The sequence below is a fragment of the Bacillus sp. MBGLi79 genome, assembly GCF_002953915.1.
Genome location: NZ_CP026521.1, coordinates 3,928,652 through 3,955,490, shown reverse-complemented (window position 1 = coordinate 3,955,490; position 26,839 = coordinate 3,928,652). Strand labels below are relative to the sequence as shown.

The window sequence follows — 26,839 nt, the reverse complement described above, 5'->3', positions numbered from 1 at the left end:
AGAAATCGCTTACTAAATCGTGAGGGGTGGAATCATGAGGAATGGAGTGAAAATGTGCTTAGCGGCTGCCATCGTGTGGAGTGCATTCAGTTCACCGGGATCTGCCGCTGCCGTTGAGAAGGAGAAGCATGTGCCAGAGCTTCGGGCAGAGGATCTTTTTGTTAAAAAAGTAGAGGGAATGAACAAAGACTTTATTAAAGGGGCAGATGTGTCCAGCGTTATTGCTTTGGAAAACAGCGGTGTCAACTTTTACAATACAAGCGGAAAACGACAGGACATCTTTACAACTTTAAAACAGTCTGGGGTCAACTATGTTCGCGTCCGCATTTGGAATAACCCGTATGATTCAAATGGCAACGGGTATGGCGGAGGAAACAATGATATTCAAAAAGCCATCGAAATCGGAAAAAGAGCGACAGCGAACGGAATGAAGGTGCTTGCCGACTTTCATTATTCTGATTTTTGGGCAGATCCCGCGAAACAAAAGGTGCCTAAAGCTTGGGCGAATCTCAGCTTTGAAGCAAAAAAAGCCAAGCTCTATGAGTATACGAAACAAAGTCTGCAAAAGATGATCAAGGAAGGCGTTGACATCGGCATGGTTCAGGTCGGAAATGAAACAACAGGAGGATTTGCCGGCGAAACCGATTGGACGAAGATGTGCCAATTATTTAAAGAAGGAAGCCGAGCGGTCAGGGAGACAAATTCAGGCATTTTGGTCGCCCTGCATTTTACCAATCCTGAAACGGCTGGAAGGTATTCATTTATTGCAGAAACACTCAGCAAAAACAAAGTAGATTATGATGTGTTCGCGAGCTCCTATTATCCTTTCTGGCATGGCACATTACAAAATTTGACCTCCGTGCTGAAGGCTGTTGCCGATACGTACGGCAAAAAAGTCATGGTGGCGGAGACGTCGTACACCTATACCGCTGAGGATGGCGATGGGCATGGAAATACAGCGCCAAAAAGCGGACAGACGCTGCCATATCCCATTTCTGTTCAAGGCCAGGCAACTGCAGTAAGAGATGTAATGGAGGCAGTGGCGAATACGGGCAAAGCAGGACTTGGCGTTTTCTATTGGGAGCCGGCGTGGATTCCAGTCGGGCCGAAGACACAGATAGAGAAAAACAAAGTGTTATGGGAAACATACGGGTCAGGGTGGGCCTCCAGCTATGCTGCTGAATATGACCCTGAAGACGCTGGGAAGTGGTATGGGGGAAGTGCTGTAGATAATCAAGCTTTGTTTGATTTTAATGGACATCCGCTGCCTTCCTTGCAGGTGTTTCAATATGCGGAATCAGGCCATATTCCAAAGAAACGCTGAAACAAAAAAATCCATGAGATGTAACAATTCATTGTTATGTCTCATGGATCATTTTATTTTACATCAACTAATATAAAACATTCATCATCACTCTTATGATGAGCTTCCTTTTGATGCTGGAGTGATGTAAGGATTTTCTCCTTCAGGTCAGTGATCGGCGAATCAGGATGCTCTTTTAGTAAATCAAATAAATAGCATGAAGCCGTAGGATCCATCACGCCATCTGTGTATAGAAGCAGTCTTCCGCCATCTGTATATGAAAGGCTGCTTGACTGAAACACTAAGTCTTCAAACATCCCGATCGGAGGCGAGGTCGCGTGAAGCAGTTGTTGAGTTCCGCTGTCGTCCTGCCATAGTGCCGGCGGATGTCCTGCGTTGACATAATCAATGCTTTGCCTTGCTATATCAATCTCAAGATAAATAGCAGTGCAATAATGTCTTGCTTCCTCATCATTTTGAAACAAGCTGTGAAGGTGCCGGTCTAATTCTTTCATGACGTTAACGGGACTGAGACCTTGCGTGATCTGGCGCTGAAACAAAGGATGAAGTGACATCGTAATCAATGCCGATGAAATCCCGTGCCCCATCACATCAAGGATAATAATGCCGTAACGGTGTTCATCGATTTGATAAAATCCGTAAAGATCACCTGACAATTCACTCGATGCATTGTAATAAGATCCAATCTGAACCTGATCGTTTACAATCGGTTCAGTCAACGAGTTTTTCTGGATCTTTCTGGCGAGTTCAAGCTCTCTTTTGGTGTTTAATTTAAATTGTTGATTTTGTTTGTTGATCTCAAGAAGCTCTTCTTGTTTTGCCTTCAGCGTTTCCAAGGCAATTTCTAACTCCGCATTGGCTTTCTGTTTAGCAAGCAAAGCTTCTTGAGCCGCGTTTCTGGCTATCAGCAGCTCATTTTCATATTCATTTCGCTTCCGCATTGGAATGAGAACACAATCGAAGACAGAAGCCCCGCTACTGTGTCTCGCAATAGCATTGATAAGGACGGGGACTTCTTCTCCATCTCTTGCTTTCAGGGAAATGTATAATTCTTCGATGTGATGCTCCAATTTCAAAAGCGGAAAAAAATAAAGCTGGCAGAAAAGCTGTGCGGGAACGGTCAACATCGTATTCATATGCTGGCCGATAACCTGCTCCGCCCCATAACCCAGAATCTTGATAAGGGTACGGTTGGCAGCTAAGATCGACCCCTCTTCTGACAAAGTGAGGAAACCGCATGGTGCATCATTCAATTGTTTGTCCATTAAGAGGGTCACCTCTATCCCTTTCGTTCCGCTATCACACGTGTGCTTTTAAATAATCGCCGATCAGCTGTATCGTCTCATCTGGATGGCTCATATGAGGGCAATGACCGCGAGCCTCCATTTGTTTCAGACTGCTATAAGGCAGATGCTGATGCATATACTTACCTACTGTTGCAGGTGCGATGATATCATCTGCACACTGGAGAATAAGAGAGGGAACCGTTACCTTCGAAAGATCCTCCCGGTGATCAGAAAAAAACGCCGCTTTCGCGAATTGGCGGGCAATGACAGGATCAGTAGAACAAAAACGGCTTTCAAGCTCTTCCTTAATTTCAGGCCGATCTGGCTGATTCAGAACGGTTGCCGCAAATACAGTTGCCCAGCCGATATAGTTTTTCTCCATCATCTCCAGCAAACCAAGGAGCTGCTCCTCTTCAAATCCTCCGTAATACTCAGGAGGATCATTCAAATAGCAAGGAGAAGGCCCTACCATCACCAGTTGGGAAAAAAGCTCCGGGCGGCGGATGGATGCAAGCATCCCAATCACGGCTCCGACGGAGTGCCCCACAAACACGGTTTCCTCCAGATCTAAAGCGTCACAAACATCAAGGACATCTTGGGCATAGCCGTCAAGTGTCTGGTAGCGATTCAGGTCATATGCGCGCAAATCTGAATGTCCCGAACCGACGTAATCAAATAAAATGACCCGGTGCTCTTCTTCAAAGGCCGGTGCCACGGCATTCCACACGCTTTGATCGCATCCAAAACCGGGTGCGAACATGATAGATGCTTTGCCGCTGCCTTTCACCATCACATGATTTCTAGACAAAATCGCTTCGTTCATGATTGGCTCCTTTCAGCCGGAAAGTAATATAAAGTTCAATGTGTCTATCATAACACTCGGACGGTTTGAAGAGTGTACTTTCTATGAAAGTCATAGCAGTTTAAAAGAAAGGGGACATGCGGCATAGAAAAGGTGATTGAATTGGAAGATGCAGAGGATGGATTGCCTAGACACTAACGGTGAGAAAGAATATGACATTTGTCACTCTATCATCATGACACCCCATACTAACAACAGCTGCTCAGCCATTTTACAATCAATGTAAGCCATCAGGAGGTGCTCAAGTGATGAATGAGGCAGTATCAGTAAGCAATGTGACAAAACAGTTCCAGCATAAAACAGCTGTAAACAACATCAGCTTCAGCATGAAAAAAGGAGAAATCGCAGCCATTCTCGGACCGAATGGGGCAGGGAAGACGACTGTCATCTCTATGATATTAGGATTGCTGAAACCAAGCGAGGGAGAAATCAAACTATTTAACCGGGTTCCCGATGATCAACAGGTTCGCGAACAAATAGGCGTGATGCTTCAGGAAGTAAGTGTCATGCCGGGCCTCAAGGTGAATGAAATTCTCGAACTCTTTCGAAGCTATTATCCGAATCCATTGTCCTTGAACGAACTCGTTTCGTTAACAGCACTCACAAAAGAAGATTTGAAAACAAAAGCAGAAAAATTATCCGGAGGACAAAAACGCCGTTTAAGCTTTGCTTTGGCTCTTGCCGGGAATCCGGAGCTGCTTATATTTGATGAACCGACAGTCGGCATGGACACTTCATCAAGACATCGATTCTGGCAGACCATTCACGGACTGTCGGACCAAGGAAAAACGATTATTTTTTCAACGCATTATTTACAGGAAGCAGACGATGCCGCACAGCGAATCTTATTTTTTGCTGATGGACGGCTTGTGGCAGATGACTCACCGATGCAAATCCGCTCAAGAATTCAAAAACAGTCTGTTTCCTTTGCGCTCCATTCAGATGAATCGTTGGAAAAGCTGTCTCGGCACCCGGAAGTAGAGCGAGTGTTCCGCAGGCATCAAAGAATCATCATCCAAACATCAAATACAGACAAAGTGTTGGCGTTGATCTTTCAAGAAAACATCCCAGCACGGGATATTCGAATTGAACACGGGACGCTCGATGAGGCATTTCGCCGGCTGGCTGACGGAAACAGGGAGGCGATGTGAGTGAACATGCTGCAGAAGCAAAGCATAGCTGAAATGAAAAGGGTGCTTAGGAACAAGTATTTTGTGCTTTGGTCGCTGATCATGCCAATAGTCTTTTATTATCTCTTTACCAATGTAGTGAATACCAACGTTCCCGACCAACGTGCATGGGACGCCCATTACTTAATGTCAATGACAGTCTTCAGCGTGATGGGTTCCTCTATCATGACACTGGGCATCCGTATGGTTCAAGAACGGTCACAAGGCTGGACTGCCTTTATCCGCCTTACACCTCTTCCAGATCATATCTATTTATTAGCTCAGATGATCGGACAAAGTGTCATTCACGTTTTATCGATTACCGTCATTTTTCTGTTCGGCGCAATGATCAATGACATTGCCTTGTCACCGTTTGAATGGATGATGAGCGGACTGTGGATTTTGTTTGGCGCATTGCCTTTTTTAGCATTAGGCACACTAATCGGCCTCATGAGAAAAGTAGAAACAGCGGCCGGAATCAGTAATGTGCTTTATATGCTGCTGGCTTTAGGCGGGGGGATGTGGATGCCGTTTGAGGTCATGCCTGACATGATGCAGAACATTGGCCAGTGGCTTCCGTCTTATCATTTCGGGAGCGGCGCGTGGGAACTAGTGCGGGGCGGGAGTCCGGATTGGAAAAATATCCTGATATTAATCGCTTATATGATGTTCTTCATGCTACTATCTAAATATATTAGAAGAAAACAAGAAGCGGTGTAATACATGAAAAAGGCAATATCAATTTTCCCGAAGCAATTCGGGTTTTTCCCTTATATCTTTCTGGTGTACACCATTATGCCGTTCCTCTCTTTATTGAAAGAATCAGGCATCAAACAGGTCATTGGATATGGCATCCTGCTTCTATTTATCGCGGCATATCGCCAGTTATTCTGCTGCGTGGGCAGAGCTTCGTTTACGTATTGGCTTATCATGCAAATGGCGGTTATTTTGATATATAGTGTGTTTTACAATATCACCTATATATACTTAGGTTTTTTCCCGGCAAACTTTGTTGGTTATTACAAAGAGAAAACGAATTTTAACCGTGCGTTCTGCGCTTTAATCTTTATCCTGCTTTTTCCATGCCTATACCAATTTATCGTGAATTCAGTCACGCTCCGGGAGCTTTTTTCTGTTCTCCCGTTTCTCGTCATCATGCTCATTTCTCCATTCGGCATTCGTTCTATGTTTCGGAGAATTGAGCTTGAAGCTAAGCTGGCACAAGCCAACGAACAGATAAAAGAACTCTCTAAAAGAGAGGAGCGTGTTCGAATCGCCCGTGATCTTCACGATACTCTTGGCCATACCTTGTCGCTGCTTACATTAAAAAGCCAGCTCATTCAGCGGTTGGCTGCATCTGATCCAGAACGGACCAAGCATGAGGCAAAAGAAATGGAAACCAGCTCGCGAGCCGCACTCAAGCAAGTCCGAGAGCTGGTTTCTGATATGAGGACGGTCACGATAACAGAGGAGCTCGTAAACATTCAGCACATTTTAAGGGCGGGGAACATTACCTTTCAATACGAAGGAGCCGACGACTTTTCAGCGATATCTCCCGTCACTCAAAATATTATCAGTATGTGTATGCGGGAAGCAGTGACTAACATCATCAAGCACAGCAAAGCAACTCACTGCGCCATCACCATTTCTCAGTTTGCTGGCAAAATGAGGATCGTGATACGGGATGACGGAAAGGGAGCAGCGAAGGAGAAAACCTTTGGGAATGGCCTGCGGGGAATGGAAGAACGGCTCATGCTCATTGAAGGGGGATTAACAGTTTCAGATCATAACGGAACGGTTGTGACTCTGACGATTCCGCTGATTAAAAAAGCAGAATGATTGGAGGACGAAAAGAATGATTCGTCTGTTTATTGCTGAGGACCAGCGAATGCTTTTAGGCGCTTTGGGATCTTTGCTTGATTTAGAAGAGGATATGACAGTCATCGGACAAGCATTAAACGGGGAAGAGGCGCTACATGCTATTTTGAAGCTGGAGCCGGATGTATGCATCATGGACATTGAAATGCCGGTTCGAAGCGGACTGGATGTGGCAGAGGAATTAATGAAAAAAGGCTGCGTCAGCAAGGTCATAATTTTAACTACTTTTGCCCGCCCCGGATATTTTGAACGTGCGGTAAAAGCCGGTGCGCATGGCTATCTGCTGAAAGACGGAGAAATTGACGATCTGGCCGATGCCATTCGAAAATGTGTAGAGGGAAAACGTGTCTTCAGCCCCGAGCTTACGTTTAATATGATGCGAGACGAAAATCCGCTAACCGCTAGAGAGCAAGAAATTCTGAGGCTTGCGGCTTTAGGCAAGACAACAAAAGACATTACGCTGGAGCTCTATCTATCTCAAGGCACAGTCCGAAACTATATCTCAGAAATCATCCAAAAGCTTCATGCGAAAAATCGGACAGAAGCCGCCAGCATTGCTGAGGAAAAGGGCTGGATCTAATGGAAACCTGGTTATTTATAGCCAGGTTTTTTTGTGTTTATCTGGTCATTTATGATTGTAATATTCAGTATAACTGTATATGATGGGATTATACAGTTATACTGAATATTGGAGGCTGTTATATGAATGAAAATAAGCATTTGCCGCTGACTGAGACTGTTTACTATGTTCTTTTATCTTTGTTACATCCTGCTCACGGCTACATCATTATGAAAAATATTGAAGATCTTAGCGGCGGAAGAGTTAAAATGGCGCCTGGAACTCTTTATGGCGCAATCGAAAACTTATTGAAGCATCAATTGATAGAGCCTTATCCAAGTGAAGATCGCCGCAGAAAAACATATATCATCACTGAACTCGGAAGAAATGTGTTGTGGAAGGATATGGAGAGGATGGAGCGGCTGGTTGACATAACGAGGCAGGAAGTAAATAAAAAGGGGGAGACCATATGAAGAAATACAGATATTTTATGGACATAGACCGTGAGGAACAATGGCTGAATAAGATGGCAGATAAGGGGTGCGAATTAAAAGGGAAAGTTTTTTTATCCTATTGTTTTTCAGATGAAACATCGTCTGACAATTCTACCGTCAAAATAGACTATCGCACCTTTAAACATCCGGGAGATTTTACTGATTATCGAACTCTCTTTGAAGACAGCGGATGGAAGCATCTTTTCAGTTCACAAGGGCTGCATTATTTTAGAAAAGAGAAAGCCAGTGCATCAGACGATATTTTTTCTGATACAGAATCCAGAGCGGGAAGATATAAACGCCTATTGCAATTGTACTTTGCACTTTCTTTTATATTCTTATCCTTCATCCTGATCCTCTTTACTACCAATGGTTTGACTGCTGATTTATTTATCAGTCCCCAGAGTTTGTATTATACGCCGGGCCTGTGGGATAAGACGGGAGCAGCTTTTATCAAAGCCTTTTTATTTGAAACACCTATTGCACTGATGAGAGGGGGAGCGGGCTGGATTGTTCTCCTTAGCGCTCTTAGCTTCTTTTATTCATTTGTAAAAACATTTAAAAAATACAGAAAGTGCCTGTATGGCCATTAAAAAGTGTGTAGTGCTATGAACGTCTGTCCAGTGGAACAGGCGTTTTTTATTGCCTAGATGTTTAGAAAACCCTTCCCTTCCATTATCAGAATAGTGTACGATATTCATATAGTTATTTTAACTCAGGTCATCAGATGACCTGATCATATATTGGGGATGAGAGAGGGGTTCATCATGAAAGTCTCACTTTTTGTCACTTGTCTTGTTGATATGTTTCAAACAAATGTCGGAAAAGCAACGGTTGAGCTGCTGGAGCGGCTTGGGTGCGAGGTTGATTTTCCGGAGGGGCAGATTTGCTGCGGGCAGCCGGCTTACAACAGCGGCTATGTACATGACGCCAAAAAAGCAATGAAACGGATGATCGAAACGTTTCAGGATTCCGAATATGTTGTCAGTCCTTCCGGTTCCTGCACAACGATGTTCCGGGAATACCCGCACTTGTTTGCGGATGATCCGAAATGGGCCGATAAAGCGCAAAAGCTGGCGGATAAAACGTATGAACTGACAGATTTTATCGTGAACGTCCTTGGGGTAGAGGATGTCGGCGCGACCCTTCATACAAAAGCGACCTTACATACGTCGTGCCATATGACAAGGCTGCTCGGGGTTCGGGAGGAGCCGATGAAGCTGTTGAGCCATGTAAAGGGACTGCAGTTTACAGAGCTTCCAGGCAAACATAACTGCTGCGGATTCGGAGGAACGTTCTCCGTCAAAATGGCGCAGATTTCAGAGCAGATGGTTGATGAAAAAGTCGAATGTGTGGAGGAAACGGGAGCAGAGGTGCTGATCGGCGCTGACTGCGGCTGTTTGATGAATATCGGGGGACGGCTTGACCGAAAAGATAAGAATGTCAAAGTGATGCACATCGCCGAAGTGCTCAACAGCAGATAAAACTGGATTCAGAGGGGGAAAGGATCATGGCGATGAAAATCGGTACTGACGCTTTTAAAGAGCGGGTATCACAGGGGATTGATAATGAATTTATGAGAGGCGCTGTTTCAGGTGCACAGGAGCGTCTGCGGACGCGGCGCCTAGAGGCGGCAGAAGAACTGGGAAACTGGGAGGAGTGGCGCTCTTTATCAGAGGAAATCAGGCAGCATGTCCTTGAAAACCTTGATTTCTATCTCGGACAGCTTGCCGAAAATGTGGCGAAAAGAGGCGGACATGTCTATTTCGCGGAAACAGCGGAAGAGGCGTCTTCTTATATTCGCGACGTCATTCAAAAGAAGAACGGGAAGAAAATCGTAAAATCAAAATCAATGGTTACAGAGGAAATCAATCTGAATGAGGTGCTGGAGAAGGAAGGCTGTGAAGTCGTCGAAACCGACCTCGGCGAGTATATTTTGCAGATTGATGATCACGATCCGCCGTCACATATCGTCGCGCCCGCCCTTCATAAAAATAAAGAGCAGATACGCGATGTGTTTAAAGAAAGGCTGGACTATCAACATACAGAAAAACCGGAAGAGCTTGTCATGCATGCGCGTGCCATTCTCCGGAAAAAGTTTCTGGAAGCGGATATCGGCATTACCGGCTGTAACTTCGCCATTGCGGACACGGGTTCTGTCAGCCTTGTGACCAATGAAGGAAATGGACGGCTTGTGAGCACCTTGCCGAAAACACAAATTACCGTCATGGGAATGGAACGGATTGTCCCGTCATTTTCTGAATTTGAAGTGCTTGTCAGCATGCTGACAAGAAGTGCTGTCGGACAGCGGCTGACAAGTTATATTACAGCTTTGACGGGTCCGAAGCTGGAAGGTGAAGTGGATGGTCCAGAAGAATTCCATCTTGTCATCGTTGACAATGGGCGATCCAACATCCTAGGAACGGAATTCCAGTCTGTGCTGCAATGTATCCGCTGTGCCGCCTGTATCAATGTCTGCCCTGTGTACCGCCATGTCGGCGGACATTCATACGGCTCAATCTACTCGGGGCCGATCGGAGCGGTTTTATCGCCATTGCTCGGCGGTTATGACGATTATAAGGAGCTGCCGTACGCTTCTTCACTGTGCGCTGCTTGTACAGAAGCCTGCCCGGTCAAAATTCCGCTGCACGAGCTCCTTCTCAAGCATCGCCAAAACATCGTCGAAAAAGAAGGCAGAGCGCCGATCAGTGAAAAGCTTGCGATGAAAGCGTTCGGACTTGGCGCATCCTCCTTGTCACTATACAAAATGGGCTCAAAATGGGCGCCGGCCGCCATGACACCTTTTACAGAGGACGAAAAAATTTCGAAGGGTCCCGGCCCGCTCAAAAGCTGGACACAGATCCGCGACTTCCCGGCACCGCATAAATCGAGATTCAGAGACTGGTTTGCAGACAGAGAAACAAGTGAACGCACGAAGGAGGAGCAGTGATGACGAAGGGAACCATTCAGAATCAAGAGAGCTTTTTAAACCGAATCGCATCCAGCCTGGGCCGTGAAAGAAGAACAGGGGGCGTGGCAGTTCCTGAGTGGGCGCATCAGCCGCAATATAAAACACTTGAAGGATATTCAGCGGATGACTTAGTCACAGTGCTCAAAAACCATTGTGTCAAAATCCATACAGAGCTGATTGAAACGGATTCAACCGGCCTTTACGATGCCCTGCGCGAGCAAGTCAGCCGCTTCTCCGGAGGCCCTGTCATCATTCCGAAGGACCCCCGCTTTGAAGCATACGGACTGAAAAGCCTGCTCACCAAGGACTTGCCGAGTGAGGGAACGCCAGTCTGGGAGTGGGATGCTGACAAAGGCGAGGAAAATATCAAAAAAGCGGAGCAAGCCAATGTAGGGATTACATTCAGCGAAATTACATTGGCTGAGTCGGGGACGGTTGTCCTCTTCTCCTCAAAAGACATCGGCCGATCTGTCAGTCTTCTGCCTACGACTTATATTGCGATCGTGCCGAAATCAAGCATTGTGCCAAGAATGACACAAGCCAGTGATATCATCCGCCAAAACATTGCAGACGGTGTCACTGTTCCTTCATGTATCAACTACATTACCGGACCGAGCAACTCAGCCGATATTGAAATGGATTTAGTTGTAGGAGTGCACGGACCAGTAAAGGCAGCCTATATTCTCGTCTCTGACCGCTAAACTCAGGAAGCCCGGCAGGCATATGCCGGGCTTTTTGCTTGAAAAAAAACTTCAACTTCCAATTTTTTGGCCGATGAGAAGAGTATGACTTGATACAGGAGGAAATGTGATGAAAAAATGGCTGATCATAGCGGTTTCACTGGCGATTGCGATTGTTCTGTTTATGTATACAAAAGGAGAAGCGAAGGCAGCCGGTATGACATTAGGCTACACGACTGGGGATACGGCTTCATACAATTCTCTTACGAAATATCATACATACATGAATGCCATCGCAACCGATACATTTGCGTTTGAAAAAAACGGACAAATCATTGGCGATGCGCCAAGCAAGCAGCTGACATATGCGAAAAAGAAAAAAATCAAGACATGGGCTGTCATTTCAAACTATAATGATGCCATTTATGACTTTGACGGAGATTTGGCAAGTCGGGTCATGAGTAATAAAACAGCGAAAAAACGGTTCACTGATCAGCTCATATCTTTGGCGAAAAAGCACTCATACTACGGTATCAATATCGATTTTGAAGCAGTGAATCCAGAAGACCGATCTAAATACTCACGTTTTATTCAAGATGTCTCACAGGCTTTGAAAAAGAAACATATTCAAACAATGGTATCCGTTCCTGCCAAAAGCACTGATGATAAAAATGATGACTGGAGCTGGCCGTATGATTATGCGAAAATCGGCAAATATGCCGACTTCGTACAAGTCATGACCTACGACGAACACGGCATTTGGGGTGAGCCAGGATCAGTGGCAAGCACAAACTGGATCAAAAGCTCTCTGCAGTTTTCAGTCAAAAAGATCAAAGCCAATAAAGTCATCATGGGCATCCCCGCGTACGGCTATGATTGGGATGTAAAAGACGGAAGCGGAAGCTCTGTGAGGGAATGGAATGAACTCAAATCCCTCATCCAAAAGCAAAAAGCAAAGCCTGCATTCAACAAAAAAACAGGTTCGATGACGTTCTCTTATGTTGACAAAAAGAAGCATAAACATGTCGTGTGGTATGAAAACGAAAAAACCGTTCAAACGAAAAGCCATTTGGCAAAGCAATATAAAATAGCAGGTGTTTCAGTCTACGCATTAGGAAACGAGTCAGAATCCTTTTGGAAAGCCATTCAAAAAGGGACAAAATAACAGTTTCTTTTTTCTCTGAAGTTATTGACAGGGAAAAGAGAAGCACGTATATTATGTTAATATATTCAGATCATAAAATTTGAGTTTTTCAGAAAACTAAAACGCATAGATTGGGAGCAGTAAAAGAAAGTAATCAGAACAGAGAGCTGCGGGGTGGTGCGACGCAGCCTGATTTTTCTTTGAACTCGCCCGGGAGTGGTAAGACGGAACGGAATAGATTGAATATTCCCTATGTTTTAACGGCTAACCTTCGTTACAGGTCAAAAGCAGGATTCTTCATGAAGAATCAACAAGAGTGGTACCGCGGTCAGCCGAAGGCTCGTCGTCTCTTTATCTATTAGATTAGATAAGGGGCGGCGGGCTTTTTTGTTTTTGAAAACGAGAAGGAGAGGTAGAAGAGGATGAAAAACGACAATCAAACGTTAAAACGCACGATGACGTCCCGCCATATTATGATGATGGCGCTGGGCGGAGCAATCGGCGCAGGTTTATTTAAAGGGAGCAGCTCAGCGATCGATGTGGCAGGGCCATCTGTCATTATCGCATACCTGCTCGGCGGAATTATTTTGCTGTTTATTATGCAGGGGCTCGCGGAAATGGCTGTTCGAAACCGCAACGCCAGAACCTTCAGGGACCTTGTCCAGCAGGTGTTAGGGAATTACGCCGCTTATTTCTTGGACTGGATATACTGGAAAATGTGGGTGCTCAACATTGCGGCTGAAGCTGTTGTAGCTGCGATCTTTATTCAATACTGGCTCCCGGGCTGCCCGATTTGGGTGCTGGCATTGGGGATTTCTCTTATCGTCACGATCGTAAACTTGCTTTCTGTTAAAATCTTCGCCGAAACTGAATATTGGCTGGCCATGATCAAGATTACCGTTATTATTGTCTTTATTATTTTAGGGTTATTGCTTTTATTCGTATCATTCGGTGATCATACAGCTGCCGGATTTTCAAACCTGACAGAGCACGGCGGATTTTTCCCGCACGGCGGCACAGGGCTGATTACGGCGATGCTTGTCGTCATCTACTCTTACGGCGGTACAGAAATTATCGGAGTGACACTTGCTGAAACAAAAAATCCAGAAAAGGTTGTCCCGAAAGCTGTCCGCAGCACACTGACACGGATTGTCGCGTTTTACCTGCTGCCGTTTTTCATCATCGTCAGCCTGATTCCGTGGAACCAAGTCAATTCCGTTCCGGAAAGTCCTTTCGTGATGGTCTTTAAAATGGTAGGCATTCCGGGCGCTGATCATATCATGAACGCAGTTATCCTGCTGGCGATCATTTCTTCTATGAATTCAGGTTTATACGGATCATCACGCATTTTGTATACACAGGCAAGTGACGGAAGGCTTCCGAAGGTCTTCTCGAAGCTTTCATCAAAAAACGTACCGATGTTTGCAATTCTGATGTGCACTTCTTCTCTCTATATTGGAGTGTTGATTTCTCTGTTCGCGGGAAGCCAAACATTTAATTATTTAATGGGATCATTGGGATATACCGTTTTATTCATTTGGCTGATCATCGGATTCGCTCATTTGAAATCGAGAAAACAGCAAACGGAAAAACCGGCTTATTATGTAAAATGGTTCCCGTACACGACATGGTTTGCGATTGTGGCATTACTCGCCATTCTGATCGGGGTCGTAATGACAACGTCAATTGTCATTACCGGCATTACTGCGGCGATCTACCTTTTGATTACCGTTGCATATTTGGTCAAAGGGCGCAAGCATCAGTAAATAAGAAACCCTCTCGCCGCATCCGGCAAGAGGGTTTTTATTATTGTGCAGCTTTCTCATTTATGCCAATCGCCGCTGCTTTCTGCGCTTTTGAGTTTGTATTCACGAGACAGATGCTTGTGACAATCAGCAGCAGCCCTGCCAAGAGGCTAAGGGTGAGCGGTTCATGCAGGAAAATGGAGCTGGCTACGATCGATATGAGCGGAATCAAAAACGTATAAGATGCGACCTTGCTTGCTTCTCCTGAACCGACAAGTGTAAAAAAGATAAGCCAACCGAGTGCGATAACGAATACAGAGATGAACAGCAGGCTCGTGATAAACGGAGCTGTCCATTGGATCGCGGAAAAGCTTTCTGTCCAAAGACCGGATATAAGCAGAAACACGCTGCCGATCGTCAGCTGCAAGGCGACCATCCAGATGGAATCGACGCGGCTGCCTGTTTTTTTCATATATACTGTTCCGAGCGCCCAGCTGATTGCGGAGCCAAGCGCCAGCAGAACCCCAATGACAGAAATATGCCCGTCAAAGCCCGCGGCACTAATGACGGCTACTCCCGCAAAACCGAGGATGAGCCCGATCACTTTCAATACAAACATAGATTCGCCGAGCCACAGCCAAGAAAATACCCCCATCAGAACAGGCTGAAAGAAGACGATTGCAGAAAACAGGCCGGCCGGAAGATAATTCAGCCCGATCGTTTGCAGGCCGTAGAATAACGTAATATTTAAAAGTGCAGAAACAAGATAAATCGGCCACGTTTCTTTTAAACGTAATTTATGAAAACGCGGCAGTGCGACAATGACTAATAAAAGCCCGCCGATCAGCGTTCGGATGCCCGCGAATAATAAGGGCGGCGAATAGGCGAGCGCGGCTTTGGACAGCGGCCAATTGACGCCCCACATGATGACGAGAAATGCGAGCAGGAGAGCTGTCCGCGTTTTTGAGAGCTGCTTCATTGTTCATTCACTCCTTGTAGAACTTTTCCATCATATGATACGGTAGAACATAAGATAAATAAAATGAATCTTTTTTATGAGGAGCATAAGTAAATTGTTATGACTATTACACAATTAAAGGTTTTCGTCAAAATAGCTGAAACGGGAAGCTTTACAAAAGCGGGTCAGGCGCTGAACATGACACAGCCGGCTGTCAGCCATGCGATTTCTGCAATCGAAGCTGAGCTTGATGTAAAGCTGATTATTCGTGACCGCCGCAATGGCCTGATGCTGACTGATACGGGAAAACAGATCTTAGTACACATCAGGGAAGTCTTAAAAGGCATTGAAAAAGTTGAGCAGGTCGCAGCCGCGGAAAAAGGGCTTGAACTGGGTACAATCCATATTGGCACATTCTCAACTGCCTCGGCTTATTTTATGCCGAAGCTGATCAGTGAATTTAAACAAAAATATCCGAAACTGGAGCTTGTGCTGCACGAGGGAACTGTAAATGAAGTCAAGGAGTGGCTTCACACGCGGATGATAGATGTCGGCATTCTTCTGTATCCAACAGAGGAGATGGAGTACATTCATTTGAAAAAAGACAAAATGGCAGTCGTGCTCAGGGATGATCACCCGCTTTGCAGCCGTTCAGCCATTACGCTGAAAGATCTCGATGATGAACCGATGATCGTCTGCGACGGCGGCTATGAATCACCTTTTCACGATATGTTCAGGCAAGCGGGCGCTACGCTGAACGCCGCTTTCACGGTCTATAACATGAACACCTCGATCAGTATGGTCAAAGAAGGACTGGGTCTCGCGATTTTATCAGAAATGTCCATGTCGCACATGCCGCTGCCGGAGCATGTGGTGACCAGAGAGTTGGACCCGCAGGTATACCGTGATGTGCAGCTTGCTGTTCCGTCGCTGAAGGAGGCTTCTCTGGCGGCTAAGCTCTTTATTGAGATGGCTAAGGAGCTGTTTGGAGCAGAATAACGTCCCAAACCGTACGTTTTATATTGTTCGAATTTCATCGAATCAAATTCTTTTATTCCTGAATGCAGTTGTGTTATGGTGTGATAGAAGTACATTCGATCATGACCTGACAGCTTTGGGCTGTTTCCTGATAACACATTTGCAAAGGAGAACAATATGTCTAACAACCAACGCAAAGATACCTTGCTTTCTGTCTTGAATTTATCTCCGGTTGTTCAGGGAGGAACGATCGCGGAATCATTCCGAAACAGCATGGACTTGGCGCGCCGTGCGGAGGAATGGGGCTATCACCGTTACTGGCTTGCTGAGCATCATAATATAGAAGGTGTGGCAAGCTCTGCCACCGCAGTTTTGATTGGCCATATTGCCGGAGGCACTAAGAAAATCCGCGTCGGTTCCGGCGGCATTATGCTCCCGAACCACTCTTCATTAATCATTGCTGAACAATTCGGCACACTCGAAACATTGTATCCCGGGCGGATTGACCTGGGGCTCGGACGTGCGCCGGGAACGGACCAATTGACAGCAAGAGCGCTCCGCAGAAACATCAACAGCGGTGAAGATTTTCCTGAACAATTAGAGGAACTCCGCAATTACTTTAAACCGAAAGGAAATGTGCGCAATCAAGTCCGCGCCATTCCCGGAGAGGGCATAGATGTGCCGATTTGGCTGCTGGGCTCAAGCGGCTTCAGCGCCCGCCTTGCAGGTGAACTAGGTCTTCCGTTTGCCTTCGCCGCTCATTTCTCGCCGGCGAATACGGTTCCTGCCTTGGAGCTGTACCGCAATTCCTTCACGCCGTCAGACGTGCTCGACGAACCGTATGCAATGGTCGGTGTCACCATTATCGCGGCAGATACAAACGAGAAAGCGCAGCACCTTGCGACTTCACATTATCAAAGATTTCTTGATCTTGTCCGCGGTACGCCGAACCAGCTGAAGCCGCCTGTTGAGGATATGGACCAAATCTGGAGCCCGTATGAAAAAGCGATGGTCAATGAGCAGCTAAGCTCCACGATTGTCGGAGGGCCGGAAGAAGTGAAGGCGAAGCTTGAAGACTTCGTCAAAACGACACAGGCTGACGAAATTATGGTTAACTCAGAAACCTATGAACACGCTGACAGAATGCGTTCGTTTGAAATCATCGCTGATGTTTGGAAAAACAGATAACAGCTATAACAAAAGCAATGTAGCGGGGAGACCCATACATTGCTTTTGTTATTCATTCAGTTTTCGTGCGGACTGGCGAATGATCAACTCAGGCTCAAATATAACATCCTCTTGCTTTGGCTTTTTATGCTCAAGGGAGTCAATCACATATTTCGCCGCCGCTTTACCGAGCACGGATTTCGGGTGCTTGACAGAGGTTAGTTTCACTTCGGAGATTTGGGCGAAATGTGAATCATCATACCCGACGATAGACATATCCTCCGGCACTTTTAAATCCATCTCCCGCAGCATATCAATCACCTTCAGCGCAATTTCATCGTTATAACAAAGAATGGCTGTCGGCATATGATTGCTGTTTTTCTCCAGTGTGGCCTTCACTTTCTCCAGCAGTTTTGATTCTTTTTCTTCCGTTGTAAATGTCACAATCATATCTGGAGAGGGGAACAAATCACGCTCCCGGTGCGCCTGTATAAATCCGTTCATCCGTTTCACGCCTTGTGTGTCATCAGCTTTGAAAATACCCATCATGTGCGTGTGGCCGAGAGAAAGCAAATGCTCCGCCGCCATCATGCCGCCTTTCACATCATCCAAGGTAAAACTCGGTGCGGCAAGCTCGGCATATGACGCGTTAATCATCGCAAAGGGAATGCCGTTTTTCTCCAAGTTTAGATAGTAGCCGATGTTTGGGGTTTGCAGGGCGCTTTTTGTCGGTTCTACGATGAGTCCGTCAATATGCTGGGACAGCAGGTTTTCTAAGCCTCTTCTTTCATTGTCCGGGTTGTTGTTTGTGCTTGTCAAAAGCATAGAGTATCCCTGCTCGCTTAAATAGGACTCGATTCCTCTAATAATGCTCGGGAAAATATAGTCTGATATGTAGGTTGTCAAAACACCGATCGTTTTATTGGAATGCAGCGCTGACTTCGCAGAGCGTGAAGCGACGAAGGTGCCTCCGCCTTGCACGCTGTACAGCAGACCTTGTGATACGAGGTCTCCGATCGCTTTGCGAATGGTATGCCGGCTGACGCCGAATTGCTGCATTAATTCGTTTTCGGTAGGGATTTTTTGATCGGGCAGTATTTTGCCTTGATTAATCCATGAACTAATTTCTTCTTTTACTTGCGCGTATTTTGGTAACATATCCATTCCTCCAAAATGTATACGGACAAATTTTAGTATATCACAGCGTTCTTTGTAAGAAAACATTGACAGAAAATGCAAACAAGATTATTCTATATTTGTACGTACTAATTAAATGTAATTTTCGTTAAATTTTAATATAAGTACGTACAATTGCAGATTGAAATGAAAACGCTTTACTCAACATTTCGGGAGGGCAGGGAAATGAAGAATACTCCAACTCAATTAGAACCAAATGTTCCTGTAACAAGAAGCCATTCAATGGGATTTGTTATTTTAATCTCATGCGCGGCGGGGCTTGGCGGCTTATTGTATGGCTATGACACGGCAGTGATTTCTGGCGCCATTGGTTTTCTGAAAGATTTATACAGCCTGAGTCCGTTTATGGAGGGACTTGTCATTTCAAGCATTATGATTGGAGGAGTTGTGGGCGTCGGGATATCCGGATTTTTAAGTGACAGATTCGGCCGGAGAAAAATTTTAATGACAGCCGCTTTGTTATTTGCGATATCAGCAATCGTTTCAGCGCTTTCTCAAGACGTGTCCACTTTGATCATTGCAAGGATTATCGGGGGCCTGGGAATCGGGATGGGATCATCGCTTTCTGTTACGTACATTACAGAAGCAGCGCCGCCCGCCATACGCGGAAGTTTATCATCCTTATATCAGCTCTTTACGATCCTGGGTATTTCCGCAACATACTTTATTAATCTGGCTGTGCAGCGGTCCGGAACATACGAATGGGGCGTCCACACCGGCTGGAGATGGATGCTTGCTTATGGAATGGTGCCGTCCGTCATCTTTTTCCTTGTCCTGCTCGTCGTCCCGGAAAGTCCGAGATGGCTGGCGAAAGCGGGCAAAACAAACGAAGCTTTAAAGATTCTGACACGTATTAATGGAGAAACTGTTGCAAAAGAAGAATTAAAGAACATTGAGAACTCTTTAAAAATAGAACAAATGGGGTCGCTCTCCCAGCTGTTTAAGCCGGGTCTCAGAAAGGCGCTTGTCATTGGAATCCTGCTGGCGCTGTTTAACCAAGTCATCGGCATGAACGCCATTACTTACTACGGGCCGGAAATCTTTAAAATGATGGGATTCGGGCAAAACGCCGGATTCGTGACGACTTGTATCGTTGGAGTTGTAGAAGTCATCTTTACCGTTATTGCGGTGTTGCTGATTGATAAAGTCGGACGGAAAAAACTGATGTCCATCGGTTCTGCTTTTATGGCTATTTTTATGATTTTAATCGGGACGTCGTTTTATTTTGAGTTAACAAGCGGGATCATGATGATCATCCTTATATTAGGTTTTGTCGCTGCTTTCTGTGTTTCGGTTGGACCGATCACATGGATTATGATTTCTGAAATCTTCCCGAACCATCTGCGTGCGCGGGCCGCGGGCATTGCGACCATCTTTTTATGGGGAGCAAACTGGGCGATCGGACAGTTTGTGCCAATGATGATTGATTCGTTCGGGCTCGCCTATACATTCTGGATCTTCGCGGTGATTAACATCCTTTGCTTCCTGTTTGTCGTAACAATCTGCCCGGAAACGAAGAACAAATCGCTTGAAGAAATTGAAAAGCTCTGGATAAAATGAAAACGCTTTAAAAGAACAGCCCTTTCTATGAGAAGGGCTGTTTATATTGGGATGCACCATTTGGCGATTTCTGTATAAGATAAAGATATATAGGAAAAAATAGTGCTAGTTAAAACGCCGCGGCATGAAAACTCTGCGAATATTGTCGATGAATTGGCTCTTAACAGTTGAATAAACAATTCCACCCTGTTAAAATAATTAAAGAAAGCAGAAATGATTTTTTTTGGCTATGATGGGACGTTTTTTGTCATAGCGGGACATATAATGTCCAGCAAAAAAGGAAGGAACGTTTGAGTCATGAACCAGTTAATACAAGCTCAAAAAAAATTATTGCCTGATCTTCTGCTCGTTATGCAAAAGAGGTTTGAAATCTTGCAGTATATCAGGCTGACAGAACCCATCGGGCGAAGAAGCCTGTCTGCCAGTCTCGAAATCAGCGAGCGTGTGCTGAGGGGCGAGGTTCAGTTTTTAAAGGAACAGAACCTGGTCGATATTAAGACAAACGGCATGACATTGACAGAAGAGGGCTATGAACTGCTTTCTGTTCTGGAAGATACGATGAAAGATGTTTTAGGTTTGACGCTTTTGGAAAAGACATTAAAAGAACGTTTAAATCTAAAGGATGTCATTATCGTATCCGGAGACAGCGATCACTCTCCATGGGTCAAAAAAGAAATGGGTAGAGCGGCTGTCGCATGTATGAAAAAAAGATTTTCAGGCAAAAATATCGTCGCTGTAACTGGCGGTACGACAATTGAAGCTGTCGCCGAAATGATGACGCCGGATTCTAAAAACCGCGAGCTTTTGTTTGTGCCTGCAAGAGGCGGTTTAGGCGAAGACGTGAAAAACCAGGCGAACACCATATGCGCGCATATGGCGGAGAAGGCTTCAGGCACTTACCGGCTTTTGTTTGTTCCGGGACAGCTGTCACAAGGCGCCTATTCATCTATTATTGAAGAGCCTTCTGTCAAAGAGGTGCTGAACACCATTAAATCGGCGAGTATGCTGGTTCACGGAATCGGCGAAGCTAAAACTATGGCTCAGCGCAGAAACACGCCTTTAGAAGACTTGAAGAAAATAGATGATAACGCCGCGGTGACTGAAGCGTTTGGCTACTATTTTAATGCGGACGGCGAAGTGGTCCACAAAGTGCATTCTGTCGGAATGCAGCTGGATGACATAGACGCCATTCCCGATATTATTGCGGTAGCGGGCGGATCATCAAAAGCCGAGGCGATCGAGGCTTACTTTAAAAAGCCGCGCAACACGGTTCTCGTCACAGACGAAGGAGCCGCAAAGAAGTTATTAAGGGATGAATAATCCCTCAATATAAATATCTCTCACTTATTTAAAGGAGGAAACAATCATGGCAGTAAAAGTCGGTATTAACGGTTTTGGTCGTATTGGACGTAACGTATTCCGCGCAGCATTAAACAATCCTGAAGTTGAGGTAGTAGCGGTTAACGATTTAACAGATGCTAACATGCTGGCTCACCTTTTACAATATGATTCTGTACACGGAAAATTAGACGCTGAAGTTTCAGTTGACGGTAACAACCTTGTTGTTAACGGCAAAACAATTGAAGTTTCTGCAGAACGCGATCCTGCTAAACTTAGCTGGGGCAAACAAGGCGTTGAAATCGTAGTTGAATCTACTGGTTTCTTCACAAAACGCGCAGACGCTGCGAAACACTTAGAAGCTGGCGCGAAAAAAGTAATCATCTCTGCTCCTGCTAACGAAGAAGATATCACAATCGTTATGGGTGTTAACGAAGATAAATACGATGCGGCTAACCACGATGTTATCTCTAACGCATCTTGCACAACAAACTGCCTTGCGCCGTTTGCAAAAGTACTTAACGATAAATTCGGCATCAAACGCGGTATGATGACAACTGTTCACTCTTACACAAACGATCAGCAAATCCTTGATCTTCCGCACAAAGACTACCGTCGTGCGCGTGCAGCAGCTGAAAACATCATCCCAACATCAACTGGTGCTGCTAAAGCAGTTTCTCTAGTTCTTCCTGAACTAAAAGGCAAACTGAACGGTGGAGCAATGCGTGTTCCAACTCCAAACGTTTCTCTAGTTGACTTGGTTGCTGAACTGAACCAAGAAGTAACAGCTGAAGAAGTAAATGCAGCTCTTAAAGAAGCAGCTGAAGGCGACCTTAAAGGAATCCTTGGCTACAGCGAAGAGCCATTAGTTTCTGGCGACTACAACGGAAACAAAAACTCTTCTACAATCGATGCTCTTTCTACAATGGTTATGGAAGGCAGCATGGTAAAAGTAATCTCTTGGTACGATAACGAAAGCGGCTACTCTAACCGCGTTGTTGACCTTGCAGCTTACATCGCAAAAAAAGGTCTTTAATTTATAGCTGAAAAAGGACCTGACTTGGTTCTTTTGAATAGAAGCGCTATAATGAAAGCGGACAAGGGAAGGGGACGGACTCCCTTTCCCTTTTTCCATGAAGACCGGCTTTCAGAAAACGCTCTGTGAAAGAGAAACGACCGCGTTTTTAGCAGCTTTGCCGGCGCTTTCGCCTAAGGCCGCTGCCCTGGCTTTTAGACGAACTGCCCTGTGCCGAAAAAAGACTGCGAACTGCCCTAGCGGCGTTATCGCTTGACCAGACGGTTTCACGTTTTTCGTGCTGTATGCAAACCATTTTGAAGGAGGATCTCCTAGGCATGAATAAGAAAACTCTCAAAGACATCGACGTAAAAGGCAAAGTTGTATTCTGCCGCGTTGACTTTAACGTTCCAATGAAAGACGGGGAAGTAACAGACGATACACGTATCCGTGCTGCGCTTCCAACAATCAAACACCTTGCAGAACAAGGCGCAAAAGTCCTTCTTGCGAGCCACTTAGGCCGCCCGAAAGGCGAAGTAGTTGAGGAGCTTCGTTTAACTCCTGTCGCTGCACGTCTCGGCGAACTGCTTGGCAAAGAAGTGAAAAAAGCGGATGAAGCTTACGGCGATGCTGTAAAAGCACAAATTTCCGAGATGAAGGACGGAGACGTTCTTGTATTGGAAAACGTACGTTTCTATCCTGGTGAAGAGAAAAATGATCCTGAGCTTGCAAAAGCATTTGCTGAGCTTGCAGATGTATATGTAAATGACGCATTCGGTGCTGCCCACCGTGCTCACGCATCTACAGCTGGAATTGCCGAGCATCTGCCAGCAGTTGCAGGTTTCTTAATGGAAAAAGAGCTTGATGTACTCGGAAAAGCGGTTTCTAACCCTGACCGCCCGTTCACGGCGATCATCGGCGGAGCGAAAGTAAAAGATAAAATCGGTGTTATCGAAAGTCTTCTTGATAAAGTAGACAACCTGATCATCGGCGGAGGTCTTGCTTATACTTTCGTAAAAGCGCTTGGCTATGAAGTCGGTAAATCTCTTCTTGAAGAAGATAAAATCGAGCTTGCGAAATCATTTATGGACCGCGCTAAAGAAAAAGGCGTTAACTTCTACATGCCTGAAGATGTACTCGTTGCAGATGATTTCTCTAACGATGCAAACGTGAAAATTGTGCCGATCTCTGAAATCCCTAGTGATTTAGAAGCTATCGACATTGGTACGAAAACACGCGAAACGTATGCTGACGTCATCAAAAACAGCAAACTTGTCGTGTGGAACGGACCGATGGGCGTATTCGAAATCGACTTGTTCGCTCAAGGAACAAAAGCGGTTGCGGAAGCATTGGCAGAGGCGAAAGATACATACTCTGTCATCGGCGGAGGAGACTCTGCGGCAGCGGTTGAAAAATTCGGCCTTGCTGACAAAATGAGCCACATTTCAACAGGCGGCGGCGCATCCCTTGAGTTTATGGAAGGCAAAGAGCTTCCAGGGGTAGCTGCACTGAACGATAAATAATCTCAAAACTGCTATAAGGAAGTGGAACAGATGAGAAAACCAATTATCGCCGGTAACTGGAAAATGAACAAAACACTCGGCGAAGCTGTCAGCTTCGTTGAAGAAGTGAAATCTTCCATTCCAGCAGCAGACAAAGCTGAAGCTGTTGTTTGCGCGCCAGCACTTTTCTTAGAAAAGCTTGCTTCTGCTGTTAAAGGCACTGACCTAAAAGTCGGCGCTCAAAACATGCACTTCGAAGAAAGCGGCGCGTTCACAGGCGAAATCAGCCCGGTTGCTCTGAAAGACCTTGGCGTTGACTACTGCGTCATCGGCCACTCTGAGCGCCGTGAAATGTTCGCTGAAACTGATGAAACAGTTAACAAAAAAGCACACGCAGCTTTCAAACACGGCATTGTGCCGATCATCTGTGTAGGTGAAACGCTTGAAGAGCGTGAAGCCGACAAAACAAATGATCTTGTTGCTGACCAAGTGAAAAAAGGCCTTGCTGGCCTTTCTGAAGAACAAGTTGCTGCTTCTGTTATTGCGTATGAGCCAATCTGGGCAATCGGAACAGGCAAATCTTCTACAGCGAAAGATGCGAATGACGTGTGTGCGCATATCCGTAAAACCGTCGCTGAAAGCTTCAGCCAAGAAGCTGCAGACAAGCTTCGCATCCAATATGGCGGAAGCGTAAAGCCTGCAAACATTAAAGAATATATGGCAGAGTCCGATATTGACGGTGCTTTGGTCGGCGGCGCGAGCCTTGAGCCACAGTCATTCGTTCAATTATTGGAGGAAGGTCAATATGAGTAAAAAACCAGCTGCACTCATCATTCTTGATGGGTTCGGATTACGTAACGAAACAGTAGGGAACGCTGTCGCTTTAGCGAAAAAACCGAATTTTGACCGCTATTGGAACCAGTATCCTCATCAAACATTGACTGCTTCAGGCGAGGCTGTAGGTCTTCCTGAAGGGCAAATGGGGAACTCCGAAGTAGGTCACTTAAATATCGGTGCGGGACGTATTGTGTACCAAAGCTTAACACGCGTAAATGTTGCCATTCGTGAAGGAGAGTTCGAACGCAATCAAACATTCCTTGACGCGATCAGCAACGCGAAAGAAAACAACAAAGCCTTGCACCTGTTCGGTCTTTTATCTGACGGAGGCGTGCACAGCCATATCAACCATTTATTCGCACTGTTAAAGCTTGCGAAAAAAGAAGGGCTGACAAAGGTTTATATCCATGGCTTCCTTGACGGCCGTGATGTTGGTCCGCAGACAGCGAAAACGTACATCAACCAATTGAACGATCAAATCAAGGAAATCGGTGTGGGTGAAATCGCCAGCATTTCCGGACGTTACTACTCTATGGACCGCGACAAACGCTGGGACCGTGTAGAAAAAGCGTACCGCGCAATGGCGTACGGCGAAGGCCCATCTTACCGCAGCGCCCTGGATGTTGTTGATGATTCATATGCAAATGGTATCTACGATGAATTCGTGATTCCATCTGTCATCACAAAAGAAAACGGTGAGCCTGTTGCGAAAATCCAAGACGGCGATTCTGTGATTTTCTATAATTTCAGACCGGACCGCGCCATCCAGATTTCCAACACGTTCACAAACAAAGACTTCCGCGATTTCGACCGCGGCGAGAATTATCCAAAGAACCTGTATTTCGTCTGCCTGACTCACTTTAGTGAAACAGTTGACGGCTATGTAGCGTTTAAACCGATAAATCTTGATAACACAGTCGGAGAAGTATTATCTCAGCACGGATTAAAACAGCTTCGAATTGCAGAGACTGAAAAGTATCCGCACGTCACGTTCTTTATGAGCGGCGGCCGTGAAGCTGAATTCCCGGGTGAAGAGCGTATTCTCATCAACTCGCCTAAAGTTGCAACGTATGACTTGAAGCCTGAAATGAGTGCGTATGAAGTGAAAGACGCGCTTGTCAAAGAAATTGAAGCTGACAAGCATGACGCGATCATTCTGAACTTCGCAAACCCTGATATGGTCGGCCACTCCGGAATGGTTGAACCAACAATTAAAGCAATTGAAGCAGTGGACGAATGCTTAGGCGAAGTCGTTGACGCGATTCTCGCTAAAGGCGGACACGCCATCATTACCGCTGATCACGGTAATGCTGACATTCTGATTACAGAATCAGGCGAACCGCACACTGCGCATACAACAAACCCAGTCCCTGTGATTGTAACGAAAGAAGGCGTTACGCTGCGTGAAGGCGGAATCCTAGGAGACCTTGCACCAACGTTATTAGACCTTCTCGGTGTTGAAAAACCGAAAGAAATGACAGGAACATCTTTAATTCAAAAATAATTTGAAAATCAAAAGGAGAGACAAAACTCATGCCATACATTGTTGATGTTTATGCACGCGAAGTATTAGACTCCCGCGGCAACCCAACAGTTGAAGTTGAAGTATATACAGAAACAGGAGCTTTCGGCCGCGCGTTAGTGCCAAGCGGAGCTTCTACAGGTGAATACGAAGCGGTTGAGCTTCGTGACGGCGACAAAGACCGTTACCTTGGAAAAGGCGTGTTAACAGCTGTTAACAACGTAAACGAAATCATTGCTCCAGAGCTTCTTGGCTTTGATGTAACTGAACAAAACGCAATCGATCAGCTTTTAATCGAGCTTGACGGCACTGAAAACAAAGGCAAACTTGGTGCGAACGCAATCCTTGGCGTATCTATGGCTTGTGCGCGTGCTGCTGCTGATTTCTTACAGATTCCTCTTTACCAATACCTTGGAGGATTCAACTCAAAAACTCTTCCTGTACCGATGATGAACATCGTAAACGGCGGAGAGCATGCTGATAATAACGTGGATATTCAAGAATTCATGATCATGCCTGTAGGTGCTCCTAACTTCCGTGAAGCACTTCGCATGGGCGCTCAAATCTTCCACAGCCTGAAATCAGTTCTTTCTGCTAAAGGAATGAACACAGCTGTAGGTGATGAAGGCGGATTCGCTCCAAACCTTGGTTCT

At 45.6% G+C, this 26,839-nt stretch carries 24 protein-coding genes, 1 pseudogene and 1 other annotated feature; of the genes and pseudogenes, 21 read left to right on the top strand and 4 right to left on the bottom strand.

Going from position 1 to position 26,839, the window contains the following annotated elements:
* The first annotated feature begins 34 nt into the window (after positions 1-34).
* A complete protein-coding gene (gene ganB, locus C1T29_RS20240) occupies positions 35-1,324 on the top strand; it encodes an arabinogalactan endo-beta-1,4-galactanase (RefSeq protein WP_103749362.1) in 1,290 nt (429 codons plus the stop codon).
* Between the two features lie 53 nt (positions 1,325-1,377).
* On the opposite strand, the gene rsbP is transcribed toward ganB, so the two are convergent.
* A complete protein-coding gene (rsbP, locus tag C1T29_RS20235) occupies positions 1,378-2,589 on the bottom strand; it encodes a phosphoserine phosphatase RsbP (protein WP_103749363.1) in 1,212 nt (403 codons plus the stop codon).
* 34 nt (positions 2,590-2,623) lie between these two features.
* On the bottom strand, positions 2,624-3,433 hold the full coding sequence (rsbQ, locus tag C1T29_RS20230) for a sigma factor SigB/phosphatase RsbP regulator RsbQ (protein ID WP_095431920.1): 810 nt from the start codon (positions 3,431-3,433) through the stop codon (positions 2,624-2,626).
* Positions 3,434-3,717: 284 nt separating this feature from the next.
* Here rsbQ and C1T29_RS20225 point away from each other — a divergent pair, with 284 nt between their 5' ends.
* From C1T29_RS20225 to C1T29_RS20175, 11 genes are all read left to right on the top strand, one after another.
* Positions 3,718-4,623 (top strand): ABC transporter ATP-binding protein, encoded by a 906-nt coding sequence (locus tag C1T29_RS20225; RefSeq protein WP_095431919.1) that lies wholly within the window; start codon positions 3,718-3,720, stop codon positions 4,621-4,623.
* On the top strand, positions 4,624-5,361 hold the full coding sequence (locus C1T29_RS20220) for an ABC transporter permease (protein ID WP_014665431.1): 738 nt from the start codon (positions 4,624-4,626) through the stop codon (positions 5,359-5,361).
* 3 nt (positions 5,362-5,364) lie between these two features.
* Entirely contained in the window at positions 5,365-6,480 is a 1,116-nt protein-coding gene (yvfT, locus tag C1T29_RS20215; RefSeq protein WP_141237722.1) for a two-component system sensor histidine kinase YvfT, read from the top strand.
* A 16-nt stretch (positions 6,481-6,496) separates the two neighbouring features.
* Positions 6,497-7,099, top strand: a complete 603-nt coding sequence (gene yvfU, locus C1T29_RS20210) for a two-component system response regulator YvfU (protein WP_095431918.1) — start codon at positions 6,497-6,499, stop codon at positions 7,097-7,099.
* 122 nt (positions 7,100-7,221) lie between these two features.
* Positions 7,222-7,551, top strand: a complete 330-nt coding sequence (locus C1T29_RS20205) for a PadR family transcriptional regulator (protein WP_041333190.1) — start codon at positions 7,222-7,224, stop codon at positions 7,549-7,551.
* On the top strand, positions 7,548-8,165 hold the full coding sequence (locus C1T29_RS20200) for a DUF2812 domain-containing protein (protein WP_103749364.1): 618 nt from the start codon (positions 7,548-7,550) through the stop codon (positions 8,163-8,165). Before C1T29_RS20205 ends, C1T29_RS20200 begins: the two co-directional genes overlap by 4 nt.
* A gap of 174 nt (positions 8,166-8,339) precedes the next feature.
* Positions 8,340-9,056 carry a lactate utilization iron-sulfur protein LutA gene (lutA, locus tag C1T29_RS20195; protein WP_014665428.1) on the top strand — a complete coding sequence of 239 codons (717 nt, stop codon included), beginning with the start codon at positions 8,340-8,342 and terminating at the stop codon, positions 9,054-9,056.
* A gap of 26 nt (positions 9,057-9,082) precedes the next feature.
* Positions 9,083-10,522 carry a lactate utilization iron-sulfur protein LutB gene (gene lutB / locus C1T29_RS20190; protein ID WP_014665427.1) on the top strand — a complete coding sequence of 480 codons (1,440 nt, stop codon included), beginning with the start codon at positions 9,083-9,085 and terminating at the stop codon, positions 10,520-10,522.
* Entirely contained in the window at positions 10,522-11,244 is a 723-nt protein-coding gene (lutC, locus tag C1T29_RS20185) for a lactate utilization protein LutC (RefSeq protein WP_103749365.1), read from the top strand. The genes lutB and lutC overlap by 1 nt, the downstream gene beginning before the upstream one ends.
* A gap of 109 nt (positions 11,245-11,353) precedes the next feature.
* Positions 11,354-12,388 carry a glycosyl hydrolase family 18 protein gene (locus tag C1T29_RS20180; RefSeq protein ID WP_103749366.1) on the top strand — a complete coding sequence of 345 codons (1,035 nt, stop codon included), beginning with the start codon at positions 11,354-11,356 and terminating at the stop codon, positions 12,386-12,388.
* A 97-nt stretch (positions 12,389-12,485) separates the two neighbouring features.
* Positions 12,486-12,721, top strand: a binding site (T-box leader).
* Positions 12,722-12,789: 68 nt separating this feature from the next.
* The gene (locus C1T29_RS20175; protein WP_014665424.1) at positions 12,790-14,133 is read left to right on the top strand and encodes an amino acid permease; all 1,344 of its coding nucleotides are present in this window, start codon (positions 12,790-12,792) and stop codon (positions 14,131-14,133) included.
* Between the two features lie 40 nt (positions 14,134-14,173).
* Here C1T29_RS20175 and C1T29_RS20170 read toward each other — a convergent pair whose 3' ends face one another.
* Positions 14,174-15,091, bottom strand: coding sequence for a DMT family transporter (locus tag C1T29_RS20170; RefSeq protein WP_095431917.1), 918 nt, complete (start codon positions 15,089-15,091; stop codon positions 14,174-14,176).
* 99 nt (positions 15,092-15,190) lie between these two features.
* On the opposite strand from C1T29_RS20170, the gene C1T29_RS20165 reads away from it, so the two are divergent.
* Positions 15,191-16,069 carry a LysR family transcriptional regulator gene (locus tag C1T29_RS20165; RefSeq protein ID WP_095431916.1) on the top strand — a complete coding sequence of 293 codons (879 nt, stop codon included), beginning with the start codon at positions 15,191-15,193 and terminating at the stop codon, positions 16,067-16,069.
* A 156-nt stretch (positions 16,070-16,225) separates the two neighbouring features.
* The gene (locus tag C1T29_RS20160; RefSeq protein WP_103749367.1) at positions 16,226-17,236 is read left to right on the top strand and encodes an LLM class flavin-dependent oxidoreductase; all 1,011 of its coding nucleotides are present in this window, start codon (positions 16,226-16,228) and stop codon (positions 17,234-17,236) included.
* 48 nt (positions 17,237-17,284) lie between these two features.
* On the opposite strand, the gene araR is transcribed toward C1T29_RS20160, so the two are convergent.
* The gene (araR, locus tag C1T29_RS20155) at positions 17,285-18,373 is read right to left on the bottom strand and encodes an arabinose utilization transcriptional regulator AraR (RefSeq protein WP_142393702.1); all 1,089 of its coding nucleotides are present in this window, start codon (positions 18,371-18,373) and stop codon (positions 17,285-17,287) included.
* A 204-nt stretch (positions 18,374-18,577) separates the two neighbouring features.
* Here araR and araE point away from each other — a divergent pair, with 204 nt between their 5' ends.
* From araE to eno, 7 genes and pseudogenes are all read left to right on the top strand, one after another.
* Positions 18,578-19,972: an arabinose-proton symporter AraE gene (araE, locus tag C1T29_RS20150; protein ID WP_014665419.1), complete on the top strand. Its 1,395-nt coding sequence runs from the start codon at positions 18,578-18,580 to the stop codon at positions 19,970-19,972.
* Between the two features lie 297 nt (positions 19,973-20,269).
* The gene (gene cggR, locus C1T29_RS20145) at positions 20,270-21,292 is read left to right on the top strand and encodes a gapA transcriptional regulator CggR (protein WP_103749368.1); all 1,023 of its coding nucleotides are present in this window, start codon (positions 20,270-20,272) and stop codon (positions 21,290-21,292) included.
* Positions 21,293-21,338: 46 nt separating this feature from the next.
* The gene (gene gap / locus C1T29_RS20140) at positions 21,339-22,346 is read left to right on the top strand and encodes a type I glyceraldehyde-3-phosphate dehydrogenase (RefSeq protein WP_003219957.1); all 1,008 of its coding nucleotides are present in this window, start codon (positions 21,339-21,341) and stop codon (positions 22,344-22,346) included.
* A 317-nt stretch (positions 22,347-22,663) separates the two neighbouring features.
* Positions 22,664-23,848, top strand: coding sequence for a phosphoglycerate kinase (pgk, locus tag C1T29_RS20135; RefSeq protein WP_040081789.1), 1,185 nt, complete (start codon positions 22,664-22,666; stop codon positions 23,846-23,848).
* 30 nt (positions 23,849-23,878) lie between these two features.
* A complete protein-coding gene (gene tpiA, locus C1T29_RS20130; RefSeq protein ID WP_103749369.1) occupies positions 23,879-24,640 on the top strand; it encodes a triose-phosphate isomerase in 762 nt (253 codons plus the stop codon).
* Positions 24,633-26,168 (top strand): 2,3-bisphosphoglycerate-independent phosphoglycerate mutase, encoded by a 1,536-nt coding sequence (gene gpmI, locus C1T29_RS20125; protein WP_071582418.1) that lies wholly within the window; start codon positions 24,633-24,635, stop codon positions 26,166-26,168. Before tpiA ends, gpmI begins: the two co-directional genes overlap by 8 nt.
* 29 nt (positions 26,169-26,197) lie before the next feature.
* Positions 26,198-26,839 (top strand): annotated as a pseudogene (gene eno, locus C1T29_RS20120) (phosphopyruvate hydratase); the annotation flags it as partial.